The organism is Flavobacterium sp. (genome assembly GCF_046293665.1).
In the GTDB taxonomy this organism is placed as follows: Bacteria; Bacteroidota; Bacteroidia; order Flavobacteriales; family Flavobacteriaceae; genus Flavobacterium.
Window position 1 is genome coordinate 1 of the sequence record NZ_JBKBOL010000010.1, and the last position, 20,841, is coordinate 20,841.

Annotated in this window: 19 protein-coding genes and 3 tRNA genes; 10 read left to right on the forward strand and 12 right to left on the reverse strand. The window is 36.1% G+C overall.

Annotated elements, in window-relative coordinates:
- The coding region (locus ACK4R1_RS12660) for a T9SS type B sorting domain-containing protein (RefSeq protein WP_409687619.1) at positions 1-350 on the forward strand (350 nt) is incomplete at its 5' end.
- A 302-nt stretch (positions 351-652) separates the two neighbouring features.
- On the opposite strand, the gene ACK4R1_RS12665 is transcribed toward ACK4R1_RS12660, so the two are convergent.
- On the reverse strand, positions 653-1,849 hold the full coding sequence (locus tag ACK4R1_RS12665; RefSeq protein WP_409687622.1) for a pyridoxal phosphate-dependent aminotransferase: 1,197 nt from the start codon (positions 1,847-1,849) through the stop codon (positions 653-655).
- Positions 1,850-1,978: 129 nt separating this feature from the next.
- On the opposite strand from ACK4R1_RS12665, the gene ACK4R1_RS12670 reads away from it, so the two are divergent.
- On the forward strand, positions 1,979-3,310 hold the full coding sequence (locus ACK4R1_RS12670) for a PDZ domain-containing protein (protein WP_409687625.1): 1,332 nt from the start codon (positions 1,979-1,981) through the stop codon (positions 3,308-3,310).
- 40 nt (positions 3,311-3,350) lie between these two features.
- On the opposite strand, the gene ACK4R1_RS12675 is transcribed toward ACK4R1_RS12670, so the two are convergent.
- A complete protein-coding gene (locus tag ACK4R1_RS12675; protein WP_409687628.1) occupies positions 3,351-3,785 on the reverse strand; it encodes a DUF1573 domain-containing protein in 435 nt (144 codons plus the stop codon).
- Between the two features lie 325 nt (positions 3,786-4,110).
- On the opposite strand from ACK4R1_RS12675, the gene ACK4R1_RS12680 reads away from it, so the two are divergent.
- Positions 4,111-6,738, forward strand: a complete 2,628-nt coding sequence (locus ACK4R1_RS12680) for a valine--tRNA ligase (RefSeq protein WP_409687631.1) — start codon at positions 4,111-4,113, stop codon at positions 6,736-6,738.
- Between the two features lie 95 nt (positions 6,739-6,833).
- Here ACK4R1_RS12680 and ACK4R1_RS12685 read toward each other — a convergent pair whose 3' ends face one another.
- The 7 genes from ACK4R1_RS12685 to ACK4R1_RS12715 all read right to left on the reverse strand — a co-directional run bounded on the left by ACK4R1_RS12685 (position 6,834) and on the right by ACK4R1_RS12715 (position 13,248).
- Positions 6,834-7,250: a hypothetical protein gene (locus ACK4R1_RS12685; protein ID WP_409687634.1), complete on the reverse strand. Its 417-nt coding sequence runs from the start codon at positions 7,248-7,250 to the stop codon at positions 6,834-6,836.
- Between the two features lie 380 nt (positions 7,251-7,630).
- Positions 7,631-8,266, reverse strand: coding sequence for an outer membrane beta-barrel protein (locus ACK4R1_RS12690; RefSeq protein WP_409687637.1), 636 nt, complete (start codon positions 8,264-8,266; stop codon positions 7,631-7,633).
- 89 nt (positions 8,267-8,355) lie between these two features.
- Positions 8,356-8,832 (reverse strand): DUF1572 domain-containing protein, encoded by a 477-nt coding sequence (locus ACK4R1_RS12695; protein WP_409687640.1) that lies wholly within the window; start codon positions 8,830-8,832, stop codon positions 8,356-8,358.
- Between the two features lie 80 nt (positions 8,833-8,912).
- Entirely contained in the window at positions 8,913-9,995 is a 1,083-nt protein-coding gene (locus tag ACK4R1_RS12700; RefSeq protein ID WP_409687643.1) for a PAS domain S-box protein, read from the reverse strand.
- Between the two features lie 141 nt (positions 9,996-10,136).
- A complete protein-coding gene (locus ACK4R1_RS12705) occupies positions 10,137-10,556 on the reverse strand; it encodes a nucleoside-diphosphate kinase (protein ID WP_409687646.1) in 420 nt (139 codons plus the stop codon).
- Positions 10,557-10,616: 60 nt separating this feature from the next.
- Entirely contained in the window at positions 10,617-12,215 is a 1,599-nt protein-coding gene (gene bshC / locus ACK4R1_RS12710; RefSeq protein WP_409687649.1) for a bacillithiol biosynthesis cysteine-adding enzyme BshC, read from the reverse strand.
- A 58-nt stretch (positions 12,216-12,273) separates the two neighbouring features.
- Positions 12,274-13,248 (reverse strand): hypothetical protein, encoded by a 975-nt coding sequence (locus ACK4R1_RS12715; RefSeq protein ID WP_409687651.1) that lies wholly within the window; start codon positions 13,246-13,248, stop codon positions 12,274-12,276.
- 93 nt (positions 13,249-13,341) lie between these two features.
- On the opposite strand from ACK4R1_RS12715, the gene ACK4R1_RS12720 reads away from it, so the two are divergent.
- Both ACK4R1_RS12720 and ACK4R1_RS12725 read left to right on the forward strand, forming a co-directional pair.
- On the forward strand, positions 13,342-14,463 hold the full coding sequence (locus tag ACK4R1_RS12720; protein WP_409687654.1) for a cysteine desulfurase family protein: 1,122 nt from the start codon (positions 13,342-13,344) through the stop codon (positions 14,461-14,463).
- A gap of 56 nt (positions 14,464-14,519) precedes the next feature.
- Entirely contained in the window at positions 14,520-15,134 is a 615-nt protein-coding gene (locus ACK4R1_RS12725) for a porin family protein (protein WP_409687657.1), read from the forward strand.
- 43 nt (positions 15,135-15,177) lie between these two features.
- Here the strand turns inward: ACK4R1_RS12725 and ACK4R1_RS12730 are convergent, their stop codons facing one another.
- Entirely contained in the window at positions 15,178-15,939 is a 762-nt protein-coding gene (locus ACK4R1_RS12730) for an NlpC/P60 family protein (RefSeq protein WP_409687660.1), read from the reverse strand.
- Between the two features lie 78 nt (positions 15,940-16,017).
- Entirely contained in the window at positions 16,018-17,196 is a 1,179-nt protein-coding gene (locus tag ACK4R1_RS12735) for an acetyl-CoA C-acyltransferase (RefSeq protein WP_409687662.1), read from the reverse strand.
- Between the two features lie 237 nt (positions 17,197-17,433).
- Between ACK4R1_RS12735 and ACK4R1_RS12740 the strand changes: the two genes are divergently transcribed.
- The 4 genes from ACK4R1_RS12740 to ACK4R1_RS12755 all read left to right on the forward strand — a co-directional run bounded on the left by ACK4R1_RS12740 (position 17,434) and on the right by ACK4R1_RS12755 (position 18,067).
- Positions 17,434-17,517 (forward strand) — tRNA-Ser (locus tag ACK4R1_RS12740).
- A 5-nt stretch (positions 17,518-17,522) separates the two neighbouring features.
- Positions 17,523-17,597, forward strand: a tRNA-Pro gene (locus ACK4R1_RS12745).
- Positions 17,598-17,699: 102 nt separating this feature from the next.
- Positions 17,700-17,773 (forward strand) — tRNA-Arg (locus tag ACK4R1_RS12750).
- Positions 17,774-17,815: 42 nt separating this feature from the next.
- Positions 17,816-18,067 (forward strand): GIY-YIG nuclease family protein, encoded by a 252-nt coding sequence (locus tag ACK4R1_RS12755; protein WP_409687665.1) that lies wholly within the window; start codon positions 17,816-17,818, stop codon positions 18,065-18,067.
- Between the two features lie 118 nt (positions 18,068-18,185).
- Here the strand turns inward: ACK4R1_RS12755 and ACK4R1_RS12760 are convergent, their stop codons facing one another.
- Positions 18,186-19,241, reverse strand: a complete 1,056-nt coding sequence (locus ACK4R1_RS12760; protein WP_409687668.1) for a DUF3810 domain-containing protein — start codon at positions 19,239-19,241, stop codon at positions 18,186-18,188.
- Between the two features lie 96 nt (positions 19,242-19,337).
- On the opposite strand from ACK4R1_RS12760, the gene ACK4R1_RS12765 reads away from it, so the two are divergent.
- A complete protein-coding gene (locus ACK4R1_RS12765) occupies positions 19,338-20,801 on the forward strand; it encodes an aminoacyl-histidine dipeptidase (protein WP_409687671.1) in 1,464 nt (487 codons plus the stop codon).
- Positions 20,802-20,841: the final 40 nt, after the last annotated feature.

Here is a 20,841-nt window from a genome sequence, read left to right on the forward strand (position 1 = left end):
ATCATGTTATTCATGTTTGGGATACTGAGGGCGGATTGGCCTTTAGCTGTGAGGAGTTTATCATTAATAATGTACAAGTAATAGATTACCCACATTACTTTACTCCGAATGGTGATGGTATCCATGATACATGGAATGTGAGAGGATTGGAGAGCTTCTCCGGGATGACTAAGATTTACATCTTTGACCGCTACGGAAAATTGTTGAAACAAATCAGTTCGGCAGGCGATGGATGGGATGGTACCTACAACGGACAGCCATTGCCTTCAACGGACTACTGGTTTACGGTGGATTATCCGGAGCAAGGCGGTATGAAGCAATTTAAAGCACACTTCTCGTTGAAACGATAAAGAATTACACAAATAAAGAAAGCCACTCAATTGAGTGGCTTTTTTGTTGTGACGCTCTTAAACAAGCTTAGGGAAATACAAAAAATACTAAGAAGCAATTATGTGATGATTAGCCCCGATTGCAGAGGAAATCCTTTTTATTGCTTTGAAGAAAAGCCCTTCGACTGCACTCAGGGTGACAAAGCAATAAAAAGATTGTAGCGAAAAGCGGGAGCAGTAGTGAGAGAAAGCAGGATGGTTTGCTCCTAAAAATAAAAAAACTCCACTATCACTAGCGGAGTTTTTGCTATTATTAAAAAATCTTAGTTTTGATTGTAGACTTTCAAGGCATCTTTTAGAATAGCTACCGAGCGAATCAAATCATCTTTTTTAAGTACGTAAGCAATTCGAACTTCGTCTAAACCAACATTTGGTGATGAGTAAAATCCGGCTGCTGGAGCGACCATCACGGTTTCTCCGTTGTTGTCATAGGATTCTAAAAGCCATTGAGCGAAATCATCAGCGTTTTTTACCGGCAATTTGGCAATACAATAAAAGGCACCTTTTGGGGTGGCTACTTTTACACCTTCAATTTTTTGGAGTTCTGTGATTAGCGTATCTCTTCTGTCCTTGTATTCCGAAATTACGTCGTCAAAATAACTTTGCGGGGTTTCTAGAGCGGCTTCGCTGGCAATTTGGGCATAAGTTGGCGGACTCAATCGGGCTTGAGCAAATTTCATGGCGGTGGCCATTACTTCTTTGTTTTTGGAAACAATACAACCAATTCTGGCGCCACACATGCTGTATCTTTTAGAAACCGAATCAATCATAATAGCGTGTTCTTCCAATCCCGGAACGGTCATTACCGAGAAGTGTTGGTCGTTTTCATCATAAATGAATTCGCGGTATACTTCGTCGGCAATTAAGAACAAATCGTGTTTTTTTACGATTTCGGCCAATTGCATAATTTCTTCTTTGGAATATAAATAACCGGTTGGATTTCCGGGGTTACAAATTAGAATGGCTTTGGTTTTTGGGGTAATTAATTTTTCGAAAGCAGTAATTGGTGGTAAAGCAAATCCTTCTTCTAAAGTTGAAATTACCGGAACAACTGTTACTCCGGAAGCAGTTGAAAATCCGTTATAGTTGGCGTAAAATGGTTCAGGGATAATGATTTCATCACCCGAATCCATCGTGCTTCCCATGGCAAATAGTAACGCTTCAGAACCACCGGTAGTGATAATAATATCAGCTACATCGATCGGTAAACCATGTGATTTGTAGTAAGCAGACAATTTGGTTCTGTAACTTTCAAATCCGGCAGAGTGACTGTATTCCAACACTTTGATATCGGCATTTTTAACGGCATTTAAAGCTACATCCGGTGTTTTAATGTCGGGTTGACCAATGTTTAAATGGTATACTTTATGACCTTTCTTTTTAGCAATTTCGGAATACGGAACCAATTTTCTGATTGGCGATTCAGGCATTTGCTGGCCTTTTAATGATATCTTCGGCATGTTGTTTGATTTAGTGGTGCAAATTTGCGATTTTTTTAGCTTGAAAACAATTCCTTTTTGGGTTTAAAAATTGTTAAAAATTATTTTTTGCCGCTTCTTTTTTATTAAATTTAACAAAAATTGCCGCCAATGAGATTCGTTTTTACGTTTTGTGTATTTCTTTTTACTTTTTTTTCTTCTTTCAGCCAGTCTAATTTTCAATTTAAAAAAAATAAAAGCTGTATTTCAATTCCTTTTAAATTAATCAATAATTTGATTTTTATTCCGATTGATGTTAATGGTGAAAAGCTTACCTTTCTTTTAGACACTGGTGTTGAAAAAACCATACTTTTCAGTTTAGACGATAAAGAACAAGTACAGTTTTTTAATTTAGAAAGCATCAAGCTCAAAGGGCTGGGAAGCAATGAAGCTATTGATGCTTATATGTCTACAAAAAACAAATTAGAAGCAAAAGATTTTGTAGATTATGATCACGAAATTTATTTGGTTTTAGATCAGGAATTTAATTTTTCCTCTCAGGTAGGCATACCTGTTAATGGTATTATTGGATATCATTTTTTTAAAAATCATTTAATCGAAATTGATTACCAAAGGCGAAAGGTTGTTGTTTACAATGAAACCAATAAAAAAGTATTTAAAAAGCTTGAAAAAGGGTACAAGAAAGAAGCAATTTCTATAGAAGAAAACAAACCTTATTATGTCTCTAATGTCACTACAGAAGGTAATACACATCCTTCAAAATTGCTTGTTGACACGGGAAACAGTGATGCCATTTGGTTGTTTTTAAATAAGTCTAAAGAAATTAAATTGCCTCAAAAACATATTTCAGATTACCTTGGCAGAGGATTTAGTGGCAATGTTTATGGTTTAAGAGGACGAATCGAAAACTTCAACTTTGGTAGTACGATTTTTAAAAATCCAATCACGACTTTTCCAGATTCGACTTCCATTAAAAGTGTAAATTTTGTTTCAAATAGATTAGGTTCACTTGGTGGCGAAGTATTTTCCAGATTCTCCATCTTTTTTGATTATCCAAAACAAATACTATACACCAAACCCAATGCTAATGTCAATCTTCCCTTTAATTTTAACATGAGTGGCATAGAGGTGCAACACGACGGTTTAGAATGGGTCAAAGAAACTACAGCTGAAAACAGTAAAAGTTCTAGTAGTTATGCCGTTAGGATAAATGAATCACGTGTTCAGGACAATCTCAGAATTAAGTTTGCTCTAAAACCGGTTTTTACCATTAACAGTGTTCGAAAAGACTCTCCTGCTGAATTGGCCGGACTTAGAAAAGATGATAGGCTAATAAAAATTGAAGGGAAAAGTGCTCACGATTTGACCATTGAAAAAATCAACGAATTGCTCAAATCTGAAGAGGGTAGAACCATCGAATTAGTGATAGAAAGAAATGGCAAACAATTCAAGTTCAAGTTCCAACTCAAAAGTATTATATAATAAAAAAATCCTCTCATTTTTTCGAATGAGAGGATTTTCTTTATTGCATCATCGGACTTTTAGTCTTTTTCTCTAACAAATTTTCAACGGGTTTTACAATTACTTCTCCCTTGATTTTCAGTACCACTCGACCTTCTTCGGCATTAACAGCATTGGTTTCAACGGTGATGGTTTTTCTGATTGGTCCCGGATTCATATTGTATTTTACCTCAATCTTTCCGGTTTTTCCCGGTGCAATCGGTTCGGTTGGTTTTGATGGAACCGTACAACCGCAACTCGATTGAACATTATTGATAATAAGCGGGGCATTCCCGGTGTTGGTGAATTCAAAAACCCTCAAACCGCTATCTTCTTCTTTGGTTACTCTTCCGTAATCTATAGTATTGTCTTTATCCTTAAACTCAATTTTTGGACCATTTTGGGCAAAAACTACAGTGTTTATAAGAATCGCCACGATAAGTATTATTTTCTTCATAGGTCAAAATTTATTATTTGGTTAGTAAAAATACTCTGTTTAAATTAATAGACAAAAATTTAATTCTTAATTTTTTCTAAAGTCTTTATTAATTACTTTTGCAATTCAGTTTACAAAAGGCATGCCATTTAGTTTAGGAGCGAGTGGTCAGTGATTACCAGCCATCCATATTCCTGCTGTCTGTTACAATCTTTTTAAATTACCAAGGGTTAAAACCCTCGGTAAATCAAAAAGGATTTTCACGACCATCAGGGCTAAAAGAGTAATCGCATAGCAATTTTGTAATCTTAAAATCTAATAATCTAAGCAGTCTAACAATCTAAATATGATTCCAGCTCAATTTAACGCCACCGCAGTAGAAAAAAAATGGTATGACTACTGGATGAAAAACAATTATTTTCATTCAAAACCCGACCATAGAACACCTTACACCATAACCATTCCGCCACCAAACGTGACCGGAGTGTTGCACATGGGTCATATGTTGAACAACACGATTCAAGATGTGTTAATTCGTCGTGCGCGATTAAAAGGTTTCAATGCTTGTTGGGTTCCGGGAACTGACCATGCATCGATTGCGACTGAGGCTAAAGTTGTGGCTAAGTTAAAAAGCGAAGGCATCAACAAAAACGATTTAACCCGAGAAGAATTTCTTAAACACGCTTGGGATTGGACTGATAAATACGGAGGAACCATTCTAGAGCAATTAAAACAATTAGGTTGTTCTTGTGATTGGGACAGAACCAAATTCACTATGGATCCTGACATGTCGGCATCCGTAATTCGTTCGTTTGTAGATTTATACAACAAAGGCCAAATCTATCGCGGTTACCGCATGGTAAACTGGGATCCTGAAGCCAAGACTACATTGTCAGACGAAGAAGTAATCTACGAAGAAAGACAAGGTAAATTATACCATTTAAGATACGCTATCGAAGGGTCGAATGAGTTTGTAACTATTGCGACTACTCGTCCTGAGACTATTTTAGGTGATACTGCTATTTGTATTCACCCTGATGATGAACGTTATGTGCATTTGAAAGGACAGCATGCCATTGTTCCAATCTGTAACCGAGTAATTCCAATTATTTTTGATGAGTATGTGGATATGGAATTTGGTACCGGTTGTTTAAAAGTAACGCCTGCGCATGATATCAACGATAAAGCTTTAGGGGAAAAACACAACCTAGAAATCATCGATATCTTTAATGAAGATGCGACTTTGAATTCTTATGGTTTGCATTATCAAGGTAAAGATCGTTTTGTAGTTCGTGAAGAAATTGCCGTTGAATTGGAAAAAATAGGCTCGTTAGCCAAAACTGAAAGCCATATTAATAAAGTAGGAACTTCTGAAAGAACTAAAGCTGTAATTGAGCCGCGTTTGTCTGACCAATGGTTCCTGCGCATGGAAGATTTGGTAAAACCGGCTATCAAAGCGGTTTTAGAAACGGAAGAAGTAAAGCTTTATCCGGCACGTTTTAATAATACTTACCGTCATTGGTTAGAAAACATCCGCGATTGGAATATTTCTCGCCAACTTTGGTGGGGACAACAAATTCCGGCCTATTATTACGGTGATGGGAAAGAAGATTTCGTAGTGGCTGAAAATATCAATGACGCAGTTGAATTGGCAAAAGCCAGAACGAATAATTCCAATTTATCAGCAGCTGATTTAACACAAGATGCCGATGCCTTGGACACTTGGTTCTCCTCATGGTTATGGCCTATGGCTGTTTTCGGGGGTATTATGAATCCGGAAAATGAAGATTTTAAATACTATTATCCTACCAACGATTTAGTTACCGGACCGGATATTTTGTTCTTTTGGGTAGCGCGTATGATTATTGCGGGTTATGAATATACCGGAAAAAAACCATTTACCAATGTTTATCTGACGGGATTAGTTCGCGATAAACAACGTCGTAAAATGTCGAAGTCGTTAGGAAATTCGCCTGAACCTTTGGAACTGATTGAAAAATTTGGTGCCGATGGCGTTAGAGTTGGGTTATTATTAAGCGCTTCTGCCGGAAATGACATTATGTTCGACGAAGAATTGTGCAACAACGGTAAAGCTTTTGGTAACAAAATTTGGAATGCCTTTCGTCTAATCAAAGGTTGGGAAGTTGCGGATATTGCGCAACCGGAAAGCTCTAAAGTGGCTATCGAATGGTATGAAGCCAAGTTGCAACAAACCTTAGTAGAAATTGAAGACCATTTTGAGAAATACCGTTTGTCTGATGCTTTGATGAGTATTTACAAATTGGTTTGGGACGATTTCTGTTCGTGGTTCTTAGAAATGATAAAACCAGCTTACCAACAACCAATTGACCGTGCGACTTTTGATAAAGCCATTGAAATGTTGGAAGCGAATTTAAAGTTATTGCATCCGTTTATGCCTTTCTTAACCGAAGAAATTTGGCAATACATCGCTGAAAGAACGCCTGAACAAGCGTTAATCATTGCGGAATATCCGAAAGTAACTTCGTTTAATGAAAAGTTAATTGCTGATTTTGATTTTGCTGCCGAAGTAATTGCAGGAGTTAGAACTATCCGTAAAGAAAAAAACATTGCGATGAAAGACGCAGTTGATTTGAAAGTGGTAAACAACGAAAAAGCATCTACTTATTTTGATGCTGTAATTACTAAATTAGGAAACATCACTTCCTTAGAGTACATCACCGATAAAATTGATGGTGCGTTGACTTATCGCATAAAATCAAACGAATATTTTATTCCGGTTTCGGGGAACATTGATATTGCTGCTGAGATTGCCAAATTAACCGAAGAGTTGAAGTACACCCAAGGTTTCTTGCGCAGCGTACAAAGCAAGTTGGCGAACGAGAAATTCGTTTCCGGCGCACCGGCTCAAGTTATAGACAATGAACGCAAAAAAGAAGCCGATGCTTTGGCAAAGATTGCTACGATAGAGCAGAGTTTAGCGAGTTTGAAATAATAAAAAAATCCCGGGTTATCGGGATTTTTTGTTTCTATTGGCTTTTTTAGTATGAATAAACAGCCGTTAGCCGTTCGGTTTTGTGACATTTATAATTAAAACCAACTTATAACTTTAAATATTCCTGCAATAAAAATTATTATTAAAATTGCAATTATAGTAAAGCAACCGTATTTTGCAACACTATCTTTCCAAGTTTCTTTATATGTTTCTATTTTAAGATCAATTCTATCATTTAATTTTGGTTCAATATAACCAATCCGAATATTTCCAGTAATCCATTTTTCTTTTGGGTCAAATATTATGATATTCTTTTCTGAATCTTCTTTAATCTCAGTAGCTTTTTTTGCTGCTTTTAAAAGTTCAATTGCGAATAATTCTAATCCATATTTGTTGGCACTTATATAGGCGTTTTCTTCATGGTCTATCATGTTTACTCCAAAAAAAGCTTTTTCTTTTGGAACTTCGCTTTCCATTTTTGCTATAAATTTATCTAACTCTTCTTTTTCCAAAATATCTTCTTTGATTGCATTTAAAGTTGTGTCTTAAAACTGAGGACTAAAAACAAGGTAAGTACTAAGCCCAACAACCTTTACCAAATATATATAATCCTTTTCAATTCGTTTACAGTCTTTTTTAAATAATGATTATCAACTTTCATGTGTTCTATAGTCTTCTGTTGTATTAATGAGGCTTTCCGTCGACGGAAAGGAGTAACAAGGCAACGGAAAGACATAATAAAGTGACGGAAAGAAGTAAGAAGGCTGAGGAAAACATAATAAGGTAGCGGAAAGAATCAATAAAGTAGAGGAAAGAAGTAAAACGTTATATAAGCAAAAATCCCGCCTTGAAAGGTCAAGACGGGATTTGAATTTTATAAGCTACTTTGTGATTAAAACTTAAATCCAATTCTAAAATACATACCGTTAAATTGCTCCAGTTTTTGTTCGGCGCCGTCCTTTTTCATTTTTGTTAAATCGCTTTGACTTTCTAAACCGATTGCAATATTGATGTCCTCATTCACGATAAATTTTGCACCCACTTGAGTACTTAAACCAAAATTCCATCCTAAGTTTTTGGCTTCCGCATTTCCGGTAACGGCTTCCAATTCTTGTTTTAACAGCGTATTGGCGTACAACCCTAGCCCAATGGTGAAAAACATTTTATCACTGTTGGTCTTTTCACTTTTCACAATGCTATAATCGCCGTTAAATTGCAAAGGAATACGCAAATAAGAATTTTTTAAACTGGCAGAATTACCGGCTACAATGGTATTGGCGTTGAATTCATAAAATCCAATTCCGGTAGCCAAATTCCATTTAGAACTGATTTTATACCCCAATAAGATATCGCTTCCGGTTAAATTACCATTCAAAGCAGGAATACCCGATTGTTTAAGTTGGGCAAAACCCAATTTACCATTGACAGCAAATTCAAATTTACTGTCTTTCTTTTCTGTGGTTTCTTGAGCCATGGCTGTTCCCGAAAGGAATAAAAGGGCTAATGCGGCAAATACTTGTTTTTTCATGTTTAATAGATTTATTGATTGATATGATGTTTAGTAGTATAAAATAAAATTGTTACAATCAAAAAGAACGTTATTTGATAAAATTTCGGTTATGTTTCTATCCTTAAAATCATTTTTTTAATTAATACAATTTGGCCCAAATGATAATAAGCATGTTCAATCATGGCGTCAATGTTTCTTTGGTAAGTGCCATATTTTTCATCTACAAATCCTTCCAATAGTTTTTCTTCGGGCATTTGCTCCACCAAAGTGGCGAATTCTTTTGCATCGTTCCAAAAACGGATTAAGAAGTCTTCCCATTTTTTTTGAGAATCGATAGGAGGAAAGTCAAAACTATACTGATCTTTTATGTCAAGTGTTCCGCCTTTAAAAACGTTATTGATACCATTAATGTAGTAATAAATATGCTGTGCTAAAACAGCAATGGTATTTAAATCATGGACTTTTGTGGTTGCTAATTCCCAATTAGTATCGGATAATTGATGCTTGAAATTGGTGTTGGCAATCCAAGTTCCGTTTAAGATGACTTCTCTGAATCTGTTGGCAATAATTTCTGTTGATTTCATATTGTTTAAAATACAAACTCGAAGTTAATAGATTTTTTAAAAATCCCATTAGAATAGAACTGAAATTTACCGCTAAAATGTTATTTCCTGAAACTAATGGTAAAAGTTGTGCCTTTATTAATTTCACTGGTCACTTCAATTTGACCGCCCATATCTACCACATGATTGTAAACCAAATAGAGTCCGATACCATGACTGTCAATATTGTTGTGGAACTTTTGGTTAAGTCCGAAAATCTTGTCTTTTACTTTGTCAATGTCAAAACCACGACCATTGTCAGCAAAAATCAATTGTGAAATGCCATTTGTTTTTTGGGTTTTTACCGTAATTATCGGCGATAAATTGACTTGAGCATATTTAATGGCATTCGTTATCAAATTGATAAAAATACTTTCCAAATAAACTTTGTTAAAACTAATAGTGTCAAAGGCAGAAAAATCGGTGATAAATTTTACTTTAGAATTTTTAATCTCAGATTGAATTGATTTCACCACCGTATTGAAAACCAATTCTAGTGATAATAATTCAACCCTGATGTTTACTTGGTCATGATGACTAATGTTGTCTACATAATCGTTAAGCGTTTTTTGCAGTCCTACCGAAGTTATTTTGAGCATTTCGATAAATTCTTTGGTTTCATCATCTTCAATTTTAGAAATATCCAATAACTCAAATACCGACAGCAAATTGTTAACCGGTGAACGCAAATCGTGAGAAGCCGTATAAGTTAGCTTTTTTAAATCCTTATTGATTTTCTTAAGGTTGGTGAGCAAAGTATTGCGTTCTTCTTCCGATTTTTTTCTTTCGGTTACGTTTTTGGCGATAGCATAAACCAATTCATTATCAATATGCGGCATTGATGTCCATGACAACCAAACTATCTCACCGTTTTTGGTAATATATCGGTTTTCGAAATTAAGTAACGGATTGCCACTTGTGACTTTTTCCCGACTCAAAATGGTTTTCTCCAGATCTTCAGGGTAAACAAAATCATTAATGGGTTTTGATAACATTTCCTCCTCACTATAGCCAAGCAGGTTAAGAACAGCCGGATTTACTTTTCTAAAGTAACCGTCATAGCCGGCGATAAAAAATAAATCGGCAGAAATTTCAAAAAAAAGTTCTGTTTTGTAGTCTATGTTCAGGCAATCTTGGCTATCCACATCAAGAAATTTAGGGATGGTAAATATATATAAAATCTTTTAAATTAAAATGTTAACCAAAAAAAATCCCGTATCAAAAAGAAACGGGATTTTATATTTTATACAGTTGATTATGCCCAACAGAAAAGGCCTAACTCATTACTAAAATTGCTCTCTTCCTGAAAAGTGGAAAGCACCTTCAATAGCGGCATTCTCATCAGAATCTGAACCGTGAACGGCGTTTTCTCCGATAGAAGTTGCATATTTTTTACGGATAGTTCCTTCCGCAGCTTCAGCAGGATTAGTAGCCCCAATTAAGGTTCTGAAATCTTCAACAGCATTGTCTTTCTCTAAAATTGCTGCTACAATTGGTCCGCGTGTCATGAATTCAACCAATTCTCCGAAGAAAGGTCTAGCCGAGTGAACAGCGTAGAATTTTTGAGCATCAGCTACTGTTAATTGTGTTAATTTTAAAGCTACAATTCTGAAACCACCTTCAGTAATCATATTTAATATTCCACCGATGTGTCCGTTTTCAACAGCATCAGGCTTAATCATAGTAAATGTTCTATTCGTTGCCATTTGTTTGTTTTTTTAATTTGGGTGCAAAAGTAGTCCTTTTTTAAGGATTTCCAAGTCAATTTATAAAGTTATTACAGAGAAATTTTGTTCCAATGGATGAAGTTCATCCAATATCTTTTGAAGTAATTCTTCTCCGGTTTCCAGATAGAATTCACTAAAGTTGTTTCTTCTTTCCTGAAGCGATTGGTTAGGGAATAATTCGTTTTGCAATTGAATAATGCGTTCTAATTTTTCTGAATGAATTTTTTTCTCTGCTTTTAGCAATCGTTTTTCTAAATTTTCTAAGCCTTTTATTTGTTTTATTTCTTGTGCTTTAACCGCGCCTTTGAATGATTTGTGCGTTTGAGAGGCTATTTGATTTAAAGCTTCAAATTGCTTTTTCAAATGCTCTTTTTGTTCTGTAAAATCAAGATTAAACTGGGAAAGTTCCTGTGTTTTTTTATTGAATAGATCTTGTTGGTTTGAAAATAAATCTGCCCAAGTAAGGTTGAGTTTATCCGCTTTTTGCACTTGTTTTTCAGTCGCCAATAAAACGGAATTGCGCACTAAAAGCATTGGAAAAGTAATGTTATTCGCTTCAAAATTCGATTTTAATTGTAACCAATAAGCAATTTCGCCGCCTCCGCCAATGTAACTGAGATTGGGTAAAATTACCTCTTGGTAAAGCGGACGGAGAATCACATTCGGACTAAATTGTTCGGGATTGGTTTCTAAAAGTGCTAGAATTTGTTCTTCAGAGAAAACGAGATTGCTATTGTTAACTTTGTATTGGTTGCCTTCAAAAACAATGCGTTCGCGAATGTTATCTTCTATGTAAAAAAGATTAATTTCTCTTGGGTTGACTTGAATGGTATACTCTTTAAGTACTATATTCGTTTCGGTTACATTGCTGAAAGAAGTTTGGTTTACCAGTTCTTGTTTAACAAAAGGTATGAATAATTGCTTCAACGAAATATCATCGCCATCAAGAATTACTAATCCTTTATTGCCAAACAATTCGTTCGCCAAATACCTTGTGGCATCAGCCAAATTGGAATGTTTTAAATAACTATTGTCAAATAAAGACTTTAGATAAGCGGCATTTTCACCTAGCCCTAAATCTTTAGCAAAAACTTCATAAACTTCTTCTAAACCTGCTGTTGACAATCGGCCAACCGGGCCAAAACTTTCTCTGTCCCATTTGATTTTTACGTTTTTAAAATGAAAATAATTAATTTCGTCAAAATCGTGGTCTTCAGTCGCCATCCAATAAATTGGCACGAAATGATGTTCAGGATAGGCTTGTTTTAGCTCCTTACAAAGGTTAATTATGGAAACAATTTTATACAAAAAATACAACGGACCGGTGAATAAATTCAGCTGATGACCTGTTGTGATTGTAAATGTTTTTGAGTCGGAAAGCAGTGCAATGTTAGCCTTAGTGATTTCAGAAATTTCAAATCCACGATACTGATTTTCTAAAGCAGCAACTAATGTTTGTCTATTGAAATTGTCATTGCCATTGAAGTTTTTTGCCTTTTCTTCAATTTGCTGTTTGAAGTTCTCCAACTTCGGAAACCGATTGTACAAAGTTCTCAATTCTGGCTTTTCGGCTAAATAATCAATCATTAATTTAGTGAAATAACCCGATTTGTGATAGCTGATACAGTCGTTTGGCATATTATTTTTTTATAAAAATAAGAAAATATAAAGCAATGAAAGTGGTTTTAACTTTCAATTAAGGAGTGATTATTGTTCCATATAAATAATCGTCACCCAAATAAAAATCGCTGTTTCCTTTGGTCATTGTTACTTTTTTCAAACGGATGGTGTGTTGAAAAAATCCGGGCGAAGAGCTTGTCGTAGTGACTTCAATAATTCCGCTTCCCTCGGCTGCTACACCGTTATTAGCAATCCAGTTTTGCGTCAATATTGGCGTTGCAGGAACTGGTGTTGTGCAAAAATAAGCGTTGTTAATTGTGCCCGAGTACAATCGGTAATTTACTTTATTAGTAGCACTAATTAATGCTGTTCTTGGCGTAGTAGTCACTTCGTCAGCAAATAAAGTAGCAAAATCTGCTAAATCCAAAATAAAAGCTTCGCTACTGTTGAAATTAAAAATACGGTTGTCATTGTTACAAGTGCTTTTGTTGGCTTCCTCATCAAATCCAAAAGCAAGCGGGCTTACCGTAGCATTATAATTACCAAAAACAAAAGTATCCTCTCCTAAATAAGCTTGCGTTGATCCGTCAGGTTTTAAAAAAGTGATGTTTTTGAAAACAATATAATGTCTGTAACCGGTAATTTGAGTAATACCCGTAGTTGAATTTACTGATTTTATAGCCGTCGAAGTAATTTGAATTGTACCCGAAGTGGCATTCCATTCTTCAATTACATTGGGAGTAGCTGCTGTTACAAGATCACAAATGTTTGCCGAAGTTGGCGCTGCACTGTATTGTCTGTAAATCACTTGAATGTTACCGGTGATATTGACTTCGGTAGGATTGTTTTCCGGAGTTTCATCATTTTCAAAATTGTCAAATGGAATAGCCAAAATCAACATTTTTGAATCACTTATTTTATAAAGGATCTCTTTTTGACTGCATTTTTGGACCTGTACATCATCGAAATTAATAGTGTCAACGGTCAATTCTCCATCGTCACAGGCATTCATAAATAAAACTATGGCTAATAACCCTAAAATTCGTTTCATTGGACAAGAAATTTTTAGCAAAAATAAGTTTTTTATACTATTAAATTTATCTTTTATCATTTAATTAGGATAGTACTTTTTTATATTTGCACCATGCAAAAAGTATATCTCGATAATGCCGCTACAACTCCTATTCGTCAAGAAGTTATTGATGAAATGGTTAACGTAATGCAATCTGATTTCGGTAATCCGTCATCTACTCACAGTGTTGGTAGAAGTGCTAAAGCTGTTATAGAAACATCCCGAAAAACCATTGCTAAATATTTACACTGTAACGCCCAGGAAATCATTTTTACATCGAGTGCTACGGAGGCCACCAATTGGATTTTACGAAGTGCTTTAAAAGATTTTGGCATTAAAAGAATTGTCACTTCAAAAGTTGAGCATCATGCTACTTTGTACACGATTCAAGCTTTACAAGAAGAATTCGGAATAGAAGTAGCTTTTATAAAGACACTTTCTGATGGCAATTTGAATTACAATGAACTGGGTGATTTGCTATCGTCAGAAAGCAAGACTATTGTTTCTTTACTGCATGTTAACAACGAAACCGGTGTTGTTCACGATATTGAAAGAATAGGAGTGATGTGTCACCAAAATAAAGCCTTGTTTCATTGTGATACAGTGCAATCTATTGGTAAAACCGAATTGGATTTACAACAATTGCCAATTGATTTTTTGGTGGCTAGTGCGCACAAATTTCATGGTCCGAAAGGAATTGGATTTGCTTTTGTTCGAAAAAATTTGGTTTTACAGCCGATGTTTTTTGGTGGTGAACAAGAAAAGGGATGGCGAGCCGGAACAGAATCTGTCCATCAAATCGCCGGAATGGCCAAAGCACTACAATTGTCTTACGATAACTTGAATGCTGAAAGAGAGTACATAGCCAATTTGAAAAACTATTGTTTTGAGCAAATATCAGATGCTTTTCCCTCGACGAAACAAAATGGAACCAATACTTTTTATAATATATTAAATGTTTTATTGCCTTTTTCATCCGAGAAAACAGTGATGATTTTATTTAATCTTGATATGAAAGGCATAGCGGTGTCAAGAGGTAGTGCTTGTCAAAGTGGTAGTATTAAGCCTTCACATGTGTTGGCCGAGATGCTTTCAGACGAAGATTTGATAAAACCAAGTCTACGCATTTCGTTTAGTCATTACAACACAAAATCAGAAATTGATTATTTAGTTAAAGTTTTAAAAGAAATATAAATTACAATATGTTTTCCTTTGAAAAGATTATTTTTGATTCATCAAAAACAAAAAACATGAAAAAAATTGTATTAACAGCCATCATGGCATTAGGGTTATCATCGCTTGTATCTGCTCAGAAAAAGGGCGATGTTGAGTTTGGAGTGAACATTGGTTATAATAGTTCATCAGTTTCGAATTCTTATGAATCGTCTGATTCCGGTAGCGGATTCAATATTGGAGGATCAATGGATTATTATTTTTCAAATGCTTGGAGTATTAAAACTAAATTAATCTATGATCGAAAAGGTTGGGATAATGGTTTTATTGAAGATGATTTTGGCTCTTCTATAACCGATTTTAATTTAGATTATTTGACCGTACCGGTTATGGCCAGTTGGCATTTTGGGAACACAAGAAATTGGTATTTGGAATTTGGCCCTTACATAGGATTTTTGCTTAATGCTGAAGAAACCAGATTTGGAACAGATGTCACTGACAGTTTTAATGCAACTGATTTTGGTTTGGCACTTGGAATTGGCGTTAAAATACCGTTGAATAATAAATTAAAATTATTTTTTGAATACGAAGGACAAGGTGGATTGGTTGATATTTTTAAAGAAAATGATTATTCTGCAGTAACTAACAGCCGTTCGAGCATCAATGTTGGTTTGAACTTTTTATTGAAGTAAAATTAAAAGCATAAAAAAGAGCCCCTAAATTAAGGGGCTTTTTTTATATAATTTTCTTAATGACTCTTAATCGATGTGTATGTCGGTTTTGTTCGGCGTTGTAAATTCCTAAATGGTCGAGTCTATCGATTCTGACTTTACCGCTCGCATGGATGATGTAGTTATTTTCCATGATAATGCCAACATGGATGATATTACCTTCTTCGTTGTCAAAGAAAGCCAAATCTCCGGGTTCACTTTCCTCAATAAAACTCAACGCATCGCCTTGACCGGATTGTTGGGAAGCATCGCGCAGCAAATGATAACCGTTCAACTTATAAACCATTTGGGTAAAACCGGAACAATCAATTCCAAAAGGTGTTTTGCCACCCCAAAGATAAGGTGCGTTCAAATACATATAAGCAGTCGTAATTAAATCGGACTTTGGCTTTACACCGCTAGTCCTTAAACCTTCAAATTCAAATCCTTCGATATTGATTTCGCTGTGATTCAAAAACGATAGCGAAGCACCAAGCGGAATAGGCAAGAGCATATTTTTGGCATTGGTTACATATTCCACCAAATCAGCATTAAGGATGATAGCATCTTTGGATAAATCTTTGAAATTCTTTTCTGTGATAAGCTGATACTGTTTTGAATCAACCCAACCTTCATAATCGTCGTATTGCAATTTGATTTTTGCCCATTGTTTTTGATTTTCCAGAACTTCAAAATGCTCACCAAACAAGACTTGCGAAACGATTTCGCTTCGATCACTTGGTTCAGCTCGTAAAGGAATTATGGCAAGGTTACAAATGGCAAACATCTAAGTCAATTATGAATTATAAATTACGAATTATGAATTGATTAAACCGTAATTCATAATTCGTAATTCGTAATTGTTTTAAATTCTTTCTATTACTATGGCTGATGCACCACCGCCACCGTTACAGATAGCTGCTGCGCCAATTTTAGCATTATTTTGTTCTAAAACATTAATTAAAGTCACGATGATTCTCGCTCCGGAACATCCCAGAGGATGACCTAAAGAAACCGCACCACCATTAACGTTTACTTTGTCATTATCTAATCCTAAGATTTTGGCATTCGCCAAACCAACTACGGCAAACGCTTCGTTGAATTCGAAATAATCTACATCAGCAACTGATAAGCCAGCTTTGTCTAAAGCTATTGGTAAGGCTTTCGCCGGAGTAGTGGTGAACCATTTTGGCTCTTGTGCAGCATCAGCGTAGGATTTGATATAAGCCAAAGGTTTTAAGCCTAGAGCTTGTGCTTTTTCTTCACTCATTAAAACCAAAGCGGCTGCACCATCATTGATCGTAGAAGCATTGGCTGCGGTTACGGTTCCGTCTTTGGTGAATACTGCATTTAAAGCCGGAATTTTATCCAACTTCACGTTAGTGAATTCTTCATCTTTAGAAAAGATAACCGGTTCGCCACGACGTTGTGGAATTTCAACCGGAATTACTTCGTTGTCAAATTTGCCTTCAGACCAAGCTTTAGCTGAACGCTCGTAAGACTGAATCGCGAAGGCATCTTGTTCTTCTCTGGTGATTTTATATTCTGACGCACACAAATCGGCACAAACACCCATCGCGTTTCCGTCGTAAGCATCAGTTAAACCGTCTTTTTGCATGCCGTCAACCATGGTTGTTGGGCCAAATTTCACTCCGTTTCTCATGTGAACATAATGTGGAATCAAACTCATGTTTTCCATACCACCGGCAACCACGATTTCAGCATCACCACTCATGATGGCTTGTGCACCTTGCATTACGGCTTTCATTCCGGAAGCACATACTTTATTTACGGTTGTGGTTGGAACGGTATTAGGTAATCCGGCAAAAATAGCCGCTTGAGTTGCAGGAGCCTGACCAACGCCGGCCTGAACTACATTCCCCATTAAAACTTCGTCCACTAAATTGGGATCTAAATTGATTTTATTTAAAGCGCCTTTGATAGCCACTGCACCTAATTGTGTTGCTGTAACAGTAGATAAACTTCCCATGAAACTTCCGATAGGTGTTCTTACTGCTGATACGATAACTACTTTTTTACTCATGATATTCTGTTGTTGTTTGTATTGCAAAACTAATCTTTTCTTGGAAAATTAATGAATTTGTGTCATAATAAATGTCGATTTGGGGATAAATGAAAAAATGTGAATCCCTAGTTGATTGAAAGAGAAGCTATTTAAATTAAAATCTAAAAAAAGAAATGAAATAGTTGTAAATTATAGAATGATAAATTACATTTGCAACCGCTTAAAGAAAATGTTCTTTTACAAATTTACGAATTAGGAGAGGTGCCGGAGTGGTAACGGAGCAGATTGCTAATCTGTCGACGGGTAACCGTCGCCAGGGTTCGAGTCCCTGTCTCTCCGCTTTTCGGGGTGTAGCGTAGCCCGGTTATCGCGCCTGCTTTGGGAGCAGGAGGCCGCAGGTTCGAATCCTGCCACCCCGACAATTGTAAAGACATTTTTTAAGCATGGTTCCATAGCTCAGCTGAATAGAGCATCCCGATTTCTAATCGGGAAGGTCTAAGGTTCAGTTAGAAAAAGGAAATGGCCCAGTAGCTCAGCTGGATAGAGCAACTGCCTTCTAAGCAGTAGGTCTCAGGTTCGAATCCTGACTGGGTCACATTATAAAGTCGTTGTTCTCAACGGCTTTTTTTGTTAGTATATGTTTTACTTCTATATTTTATATTCAAAGTCATTAGATAAGTATTATTTTGGTCATACTTCTGAATCTTTGGAAGAAAGACTTCGTAAGCATTTATCAAATCATTCAGGATTTACCGCAAAGGCTAAAGATTGGGAAATTGTTTATTCTGAAATGTTTAAAGATAAATCGTCGGCTTACAAAAGGGAATTGGAAGTAAAGAAATGGAAAAGCAAGATTAGAGTTGAAAAATTAATTAGTTCAGTTGGATAGAGCATCCCGATTTCCAACCGGGAAGGTCTCAGGTTCTCCCGAGGTATCGGGACTGAATGGGTCACTCTAAAACCACTGAGAAATCAGTGGTTTTTTTGTTTAAAAACGGTTTTATGTTTTATTTGATTTCCTTGTTTTTATAGTAATTAATCAGCAAATCCACAAACTTGCTATAACTATCAATGCCGTCTTCTTGTTGGTTAGACTTTAAGTATTGGTCATAAAATGCATGGAAAGCTTTGTCAATAATAGTATCGTATTGTTCCCAAAACCTTTTGCTTTCTTTGAAGTTTTCCAGAATTCCCGGGTTGATTTTGATTTTTAATCGGTCGAATTCTTTTTCGTTTTTCAATCCGATGTTTTTCATGCAATAGCGCAAAGCACTTGTCAAAGCGGAATATTGAAAATACAAGTCCTCATTTTTAATGCAAGCCATGAATCCGATAAAGTTGCATTCGCTTTCGCTGCCAAAGCCTATTTGGTGTGCCATTTCGTGACAAACGACATTGGGGAAACCAAACATGGGTAATTTATCATTAACCTGCGCTTCATTGGTAAACGGATTCAAATAACCACCAAATCCCATGTAAGTCAGCGGTAAACTCATTAATGATTTCTTTCTGCTTGGGATTTCGTAGTTGAAGATTGGATATTGTTTGGCCAAATTATCATAACCATTCTGCGTCAGTTTAAAAATACTGTCTTGCGAATAAGGATTGACTACTTTCTTGGTGCTGTCTTTGGTTATGACCAATTGTACTTCGTTGGTTTTGACAATCAGTTTTTCGGTGAAGGCTATTAATTCTTTTTCGGTGTATTCTCTTTTGATGCTCATTTTTTCGAAAAGCGGTACACGGTAGTAATTAAATGCCCATAGAAAATGAAAGATAAAATACAGGACAGAAACAAAGCTTAAAGTCGCCCAGATTTTGTCTTTCCAATTCAATTTTCGATTTTTGAAAAACCAGTGAATGCAATAGATTATAGTAATTCCGTAGATAATATCGCCTACCGAAAAAGGAATTTTGCCCAATACTGTTCTGGAGAAATGCGAAATCCAAATGTATAACCCATTGCTGTAAAAACGCTCAACCGTTTCCGGAAAAAAGGCGAGGATTTTCAGAAAGATAATCTGAATTAGTAAAAATAAGGGAAGTATGTATTTGCGTTTCAAGGTCAATTTTTAAAATGTAAATATAATCACAATTCAATTTCTAAAGTAGTTAAACTTTGTAACTTTGTACCTCGACATTTAAAAAATACAACTATAATGAGCCAAGAAATTAGAAACCTTGAACCCAAAGCACTTTGGAACAAGTTTGCCGATTTAAATGCGGTGCCTCGTCCGTCTAAAAAAGAGGAACGCGTGATTGAATTCATGAAAAACTTCGGAAACAGTTTGGGATTAGAAACTTTTGAAGACGACATTCGAAACGTAATCATTCGCAAGCCTGCCACTCCGGGAATGGAAAACCGTAAAACCATTGTCTTACAAGGACATTTGGATATGGTGCACCAAAAAAACAACGACACCGATTTTGACTTTTTGACGCAAGGTATCGATATGTATGTCGATGGTGACTGGGTTCGTGCCAAAGGAACAACGCTTGGAGCTGATAACGGTTTGGGTGTTGCCGCTATTATGGCGGTATTGGAAAGCAAAGACATTCCGCATCCTGCGATTGATGCCCTTTTTACCATTGATGAAGAAACCGGAATGACCGGCGCTTTGAACTTAAAAGGTGGTATTTTAAAAGGAGAAATTTTATTGAATTTAGATACCGAAGAAGATGACGAAATTGACATCGGTTGTGCCGGTGGTATTGATGTGACAGCGACTAGAAGTTACCATGAAGAAGAAACTCCTGAAGGTTCTGTTGGTTACACCATTACCGTAAAAGGGTTGAATGGTGGACACTCCGGAATGGATATTCACAAAGGTTTGGGGAATGCCAATAAGATCATGAACCGTTTGTTATTTGATGGATTTGAGAATTTTGGGTTGCAAATCGCCGAAATCAGTGGTGGAAGTTTGCGCAATGCTATTCCGCGTGAAAGTGTAGCTAAAGTGATTGTGGCCGGAATGTATGACGAAGCTTTTGTATTCGATATGCAAGAAATCATCAACGATATCAAAACAGAATACAAAACGATGGAGCCGAATTTGACCATCGAAATTGTAAAAAGCGATTTGCCTTCGAAAGTAATGGATTTAGGCGTTCAAGAAGGTTTGTTGCGTTCGATTTATGCCGCGCATAACGGTGTTTATCGCATGTCAGCCGATATGGAAGACTTGGTGGAAACCTCTAATAATATCGCTCGTGTAATCGTAAAAGACGGTCAGATTTCGATTCAAAATTTAACGCGTTCTTCGGTGGAAACTTCTAAAATGGACTTGGCCAATGGATTGCGTTCGGCTTATGAATTATTCGGTTGCGAAGTCGAATTTGGCGGAAGCTATCCGGGTTGGACACCGAATGTGAATTCTGAAATCTTAGACGTTTTGGTCCATATTTACGAAAAACAAAACGGTTCAAAACCGAATGTTGTGGCTTGTCATGCCGGATTGGAATGCGGTATTTTAGGCACCAATTATCCGGGAATGGATATGATTTCTTTTGGACCAACGATTCACGGGGCACATAGTCCGGACGAAAGAGCTTCGATTAAGTCTTCGCAGAAATTTTGGAAGTTTTTTGTGGAGATTTTGGCGAGTATTCCGGAGAGAAAATAGAGTATAGAATATAGAAAATAGAAGCCTCGTTTAGCAATAG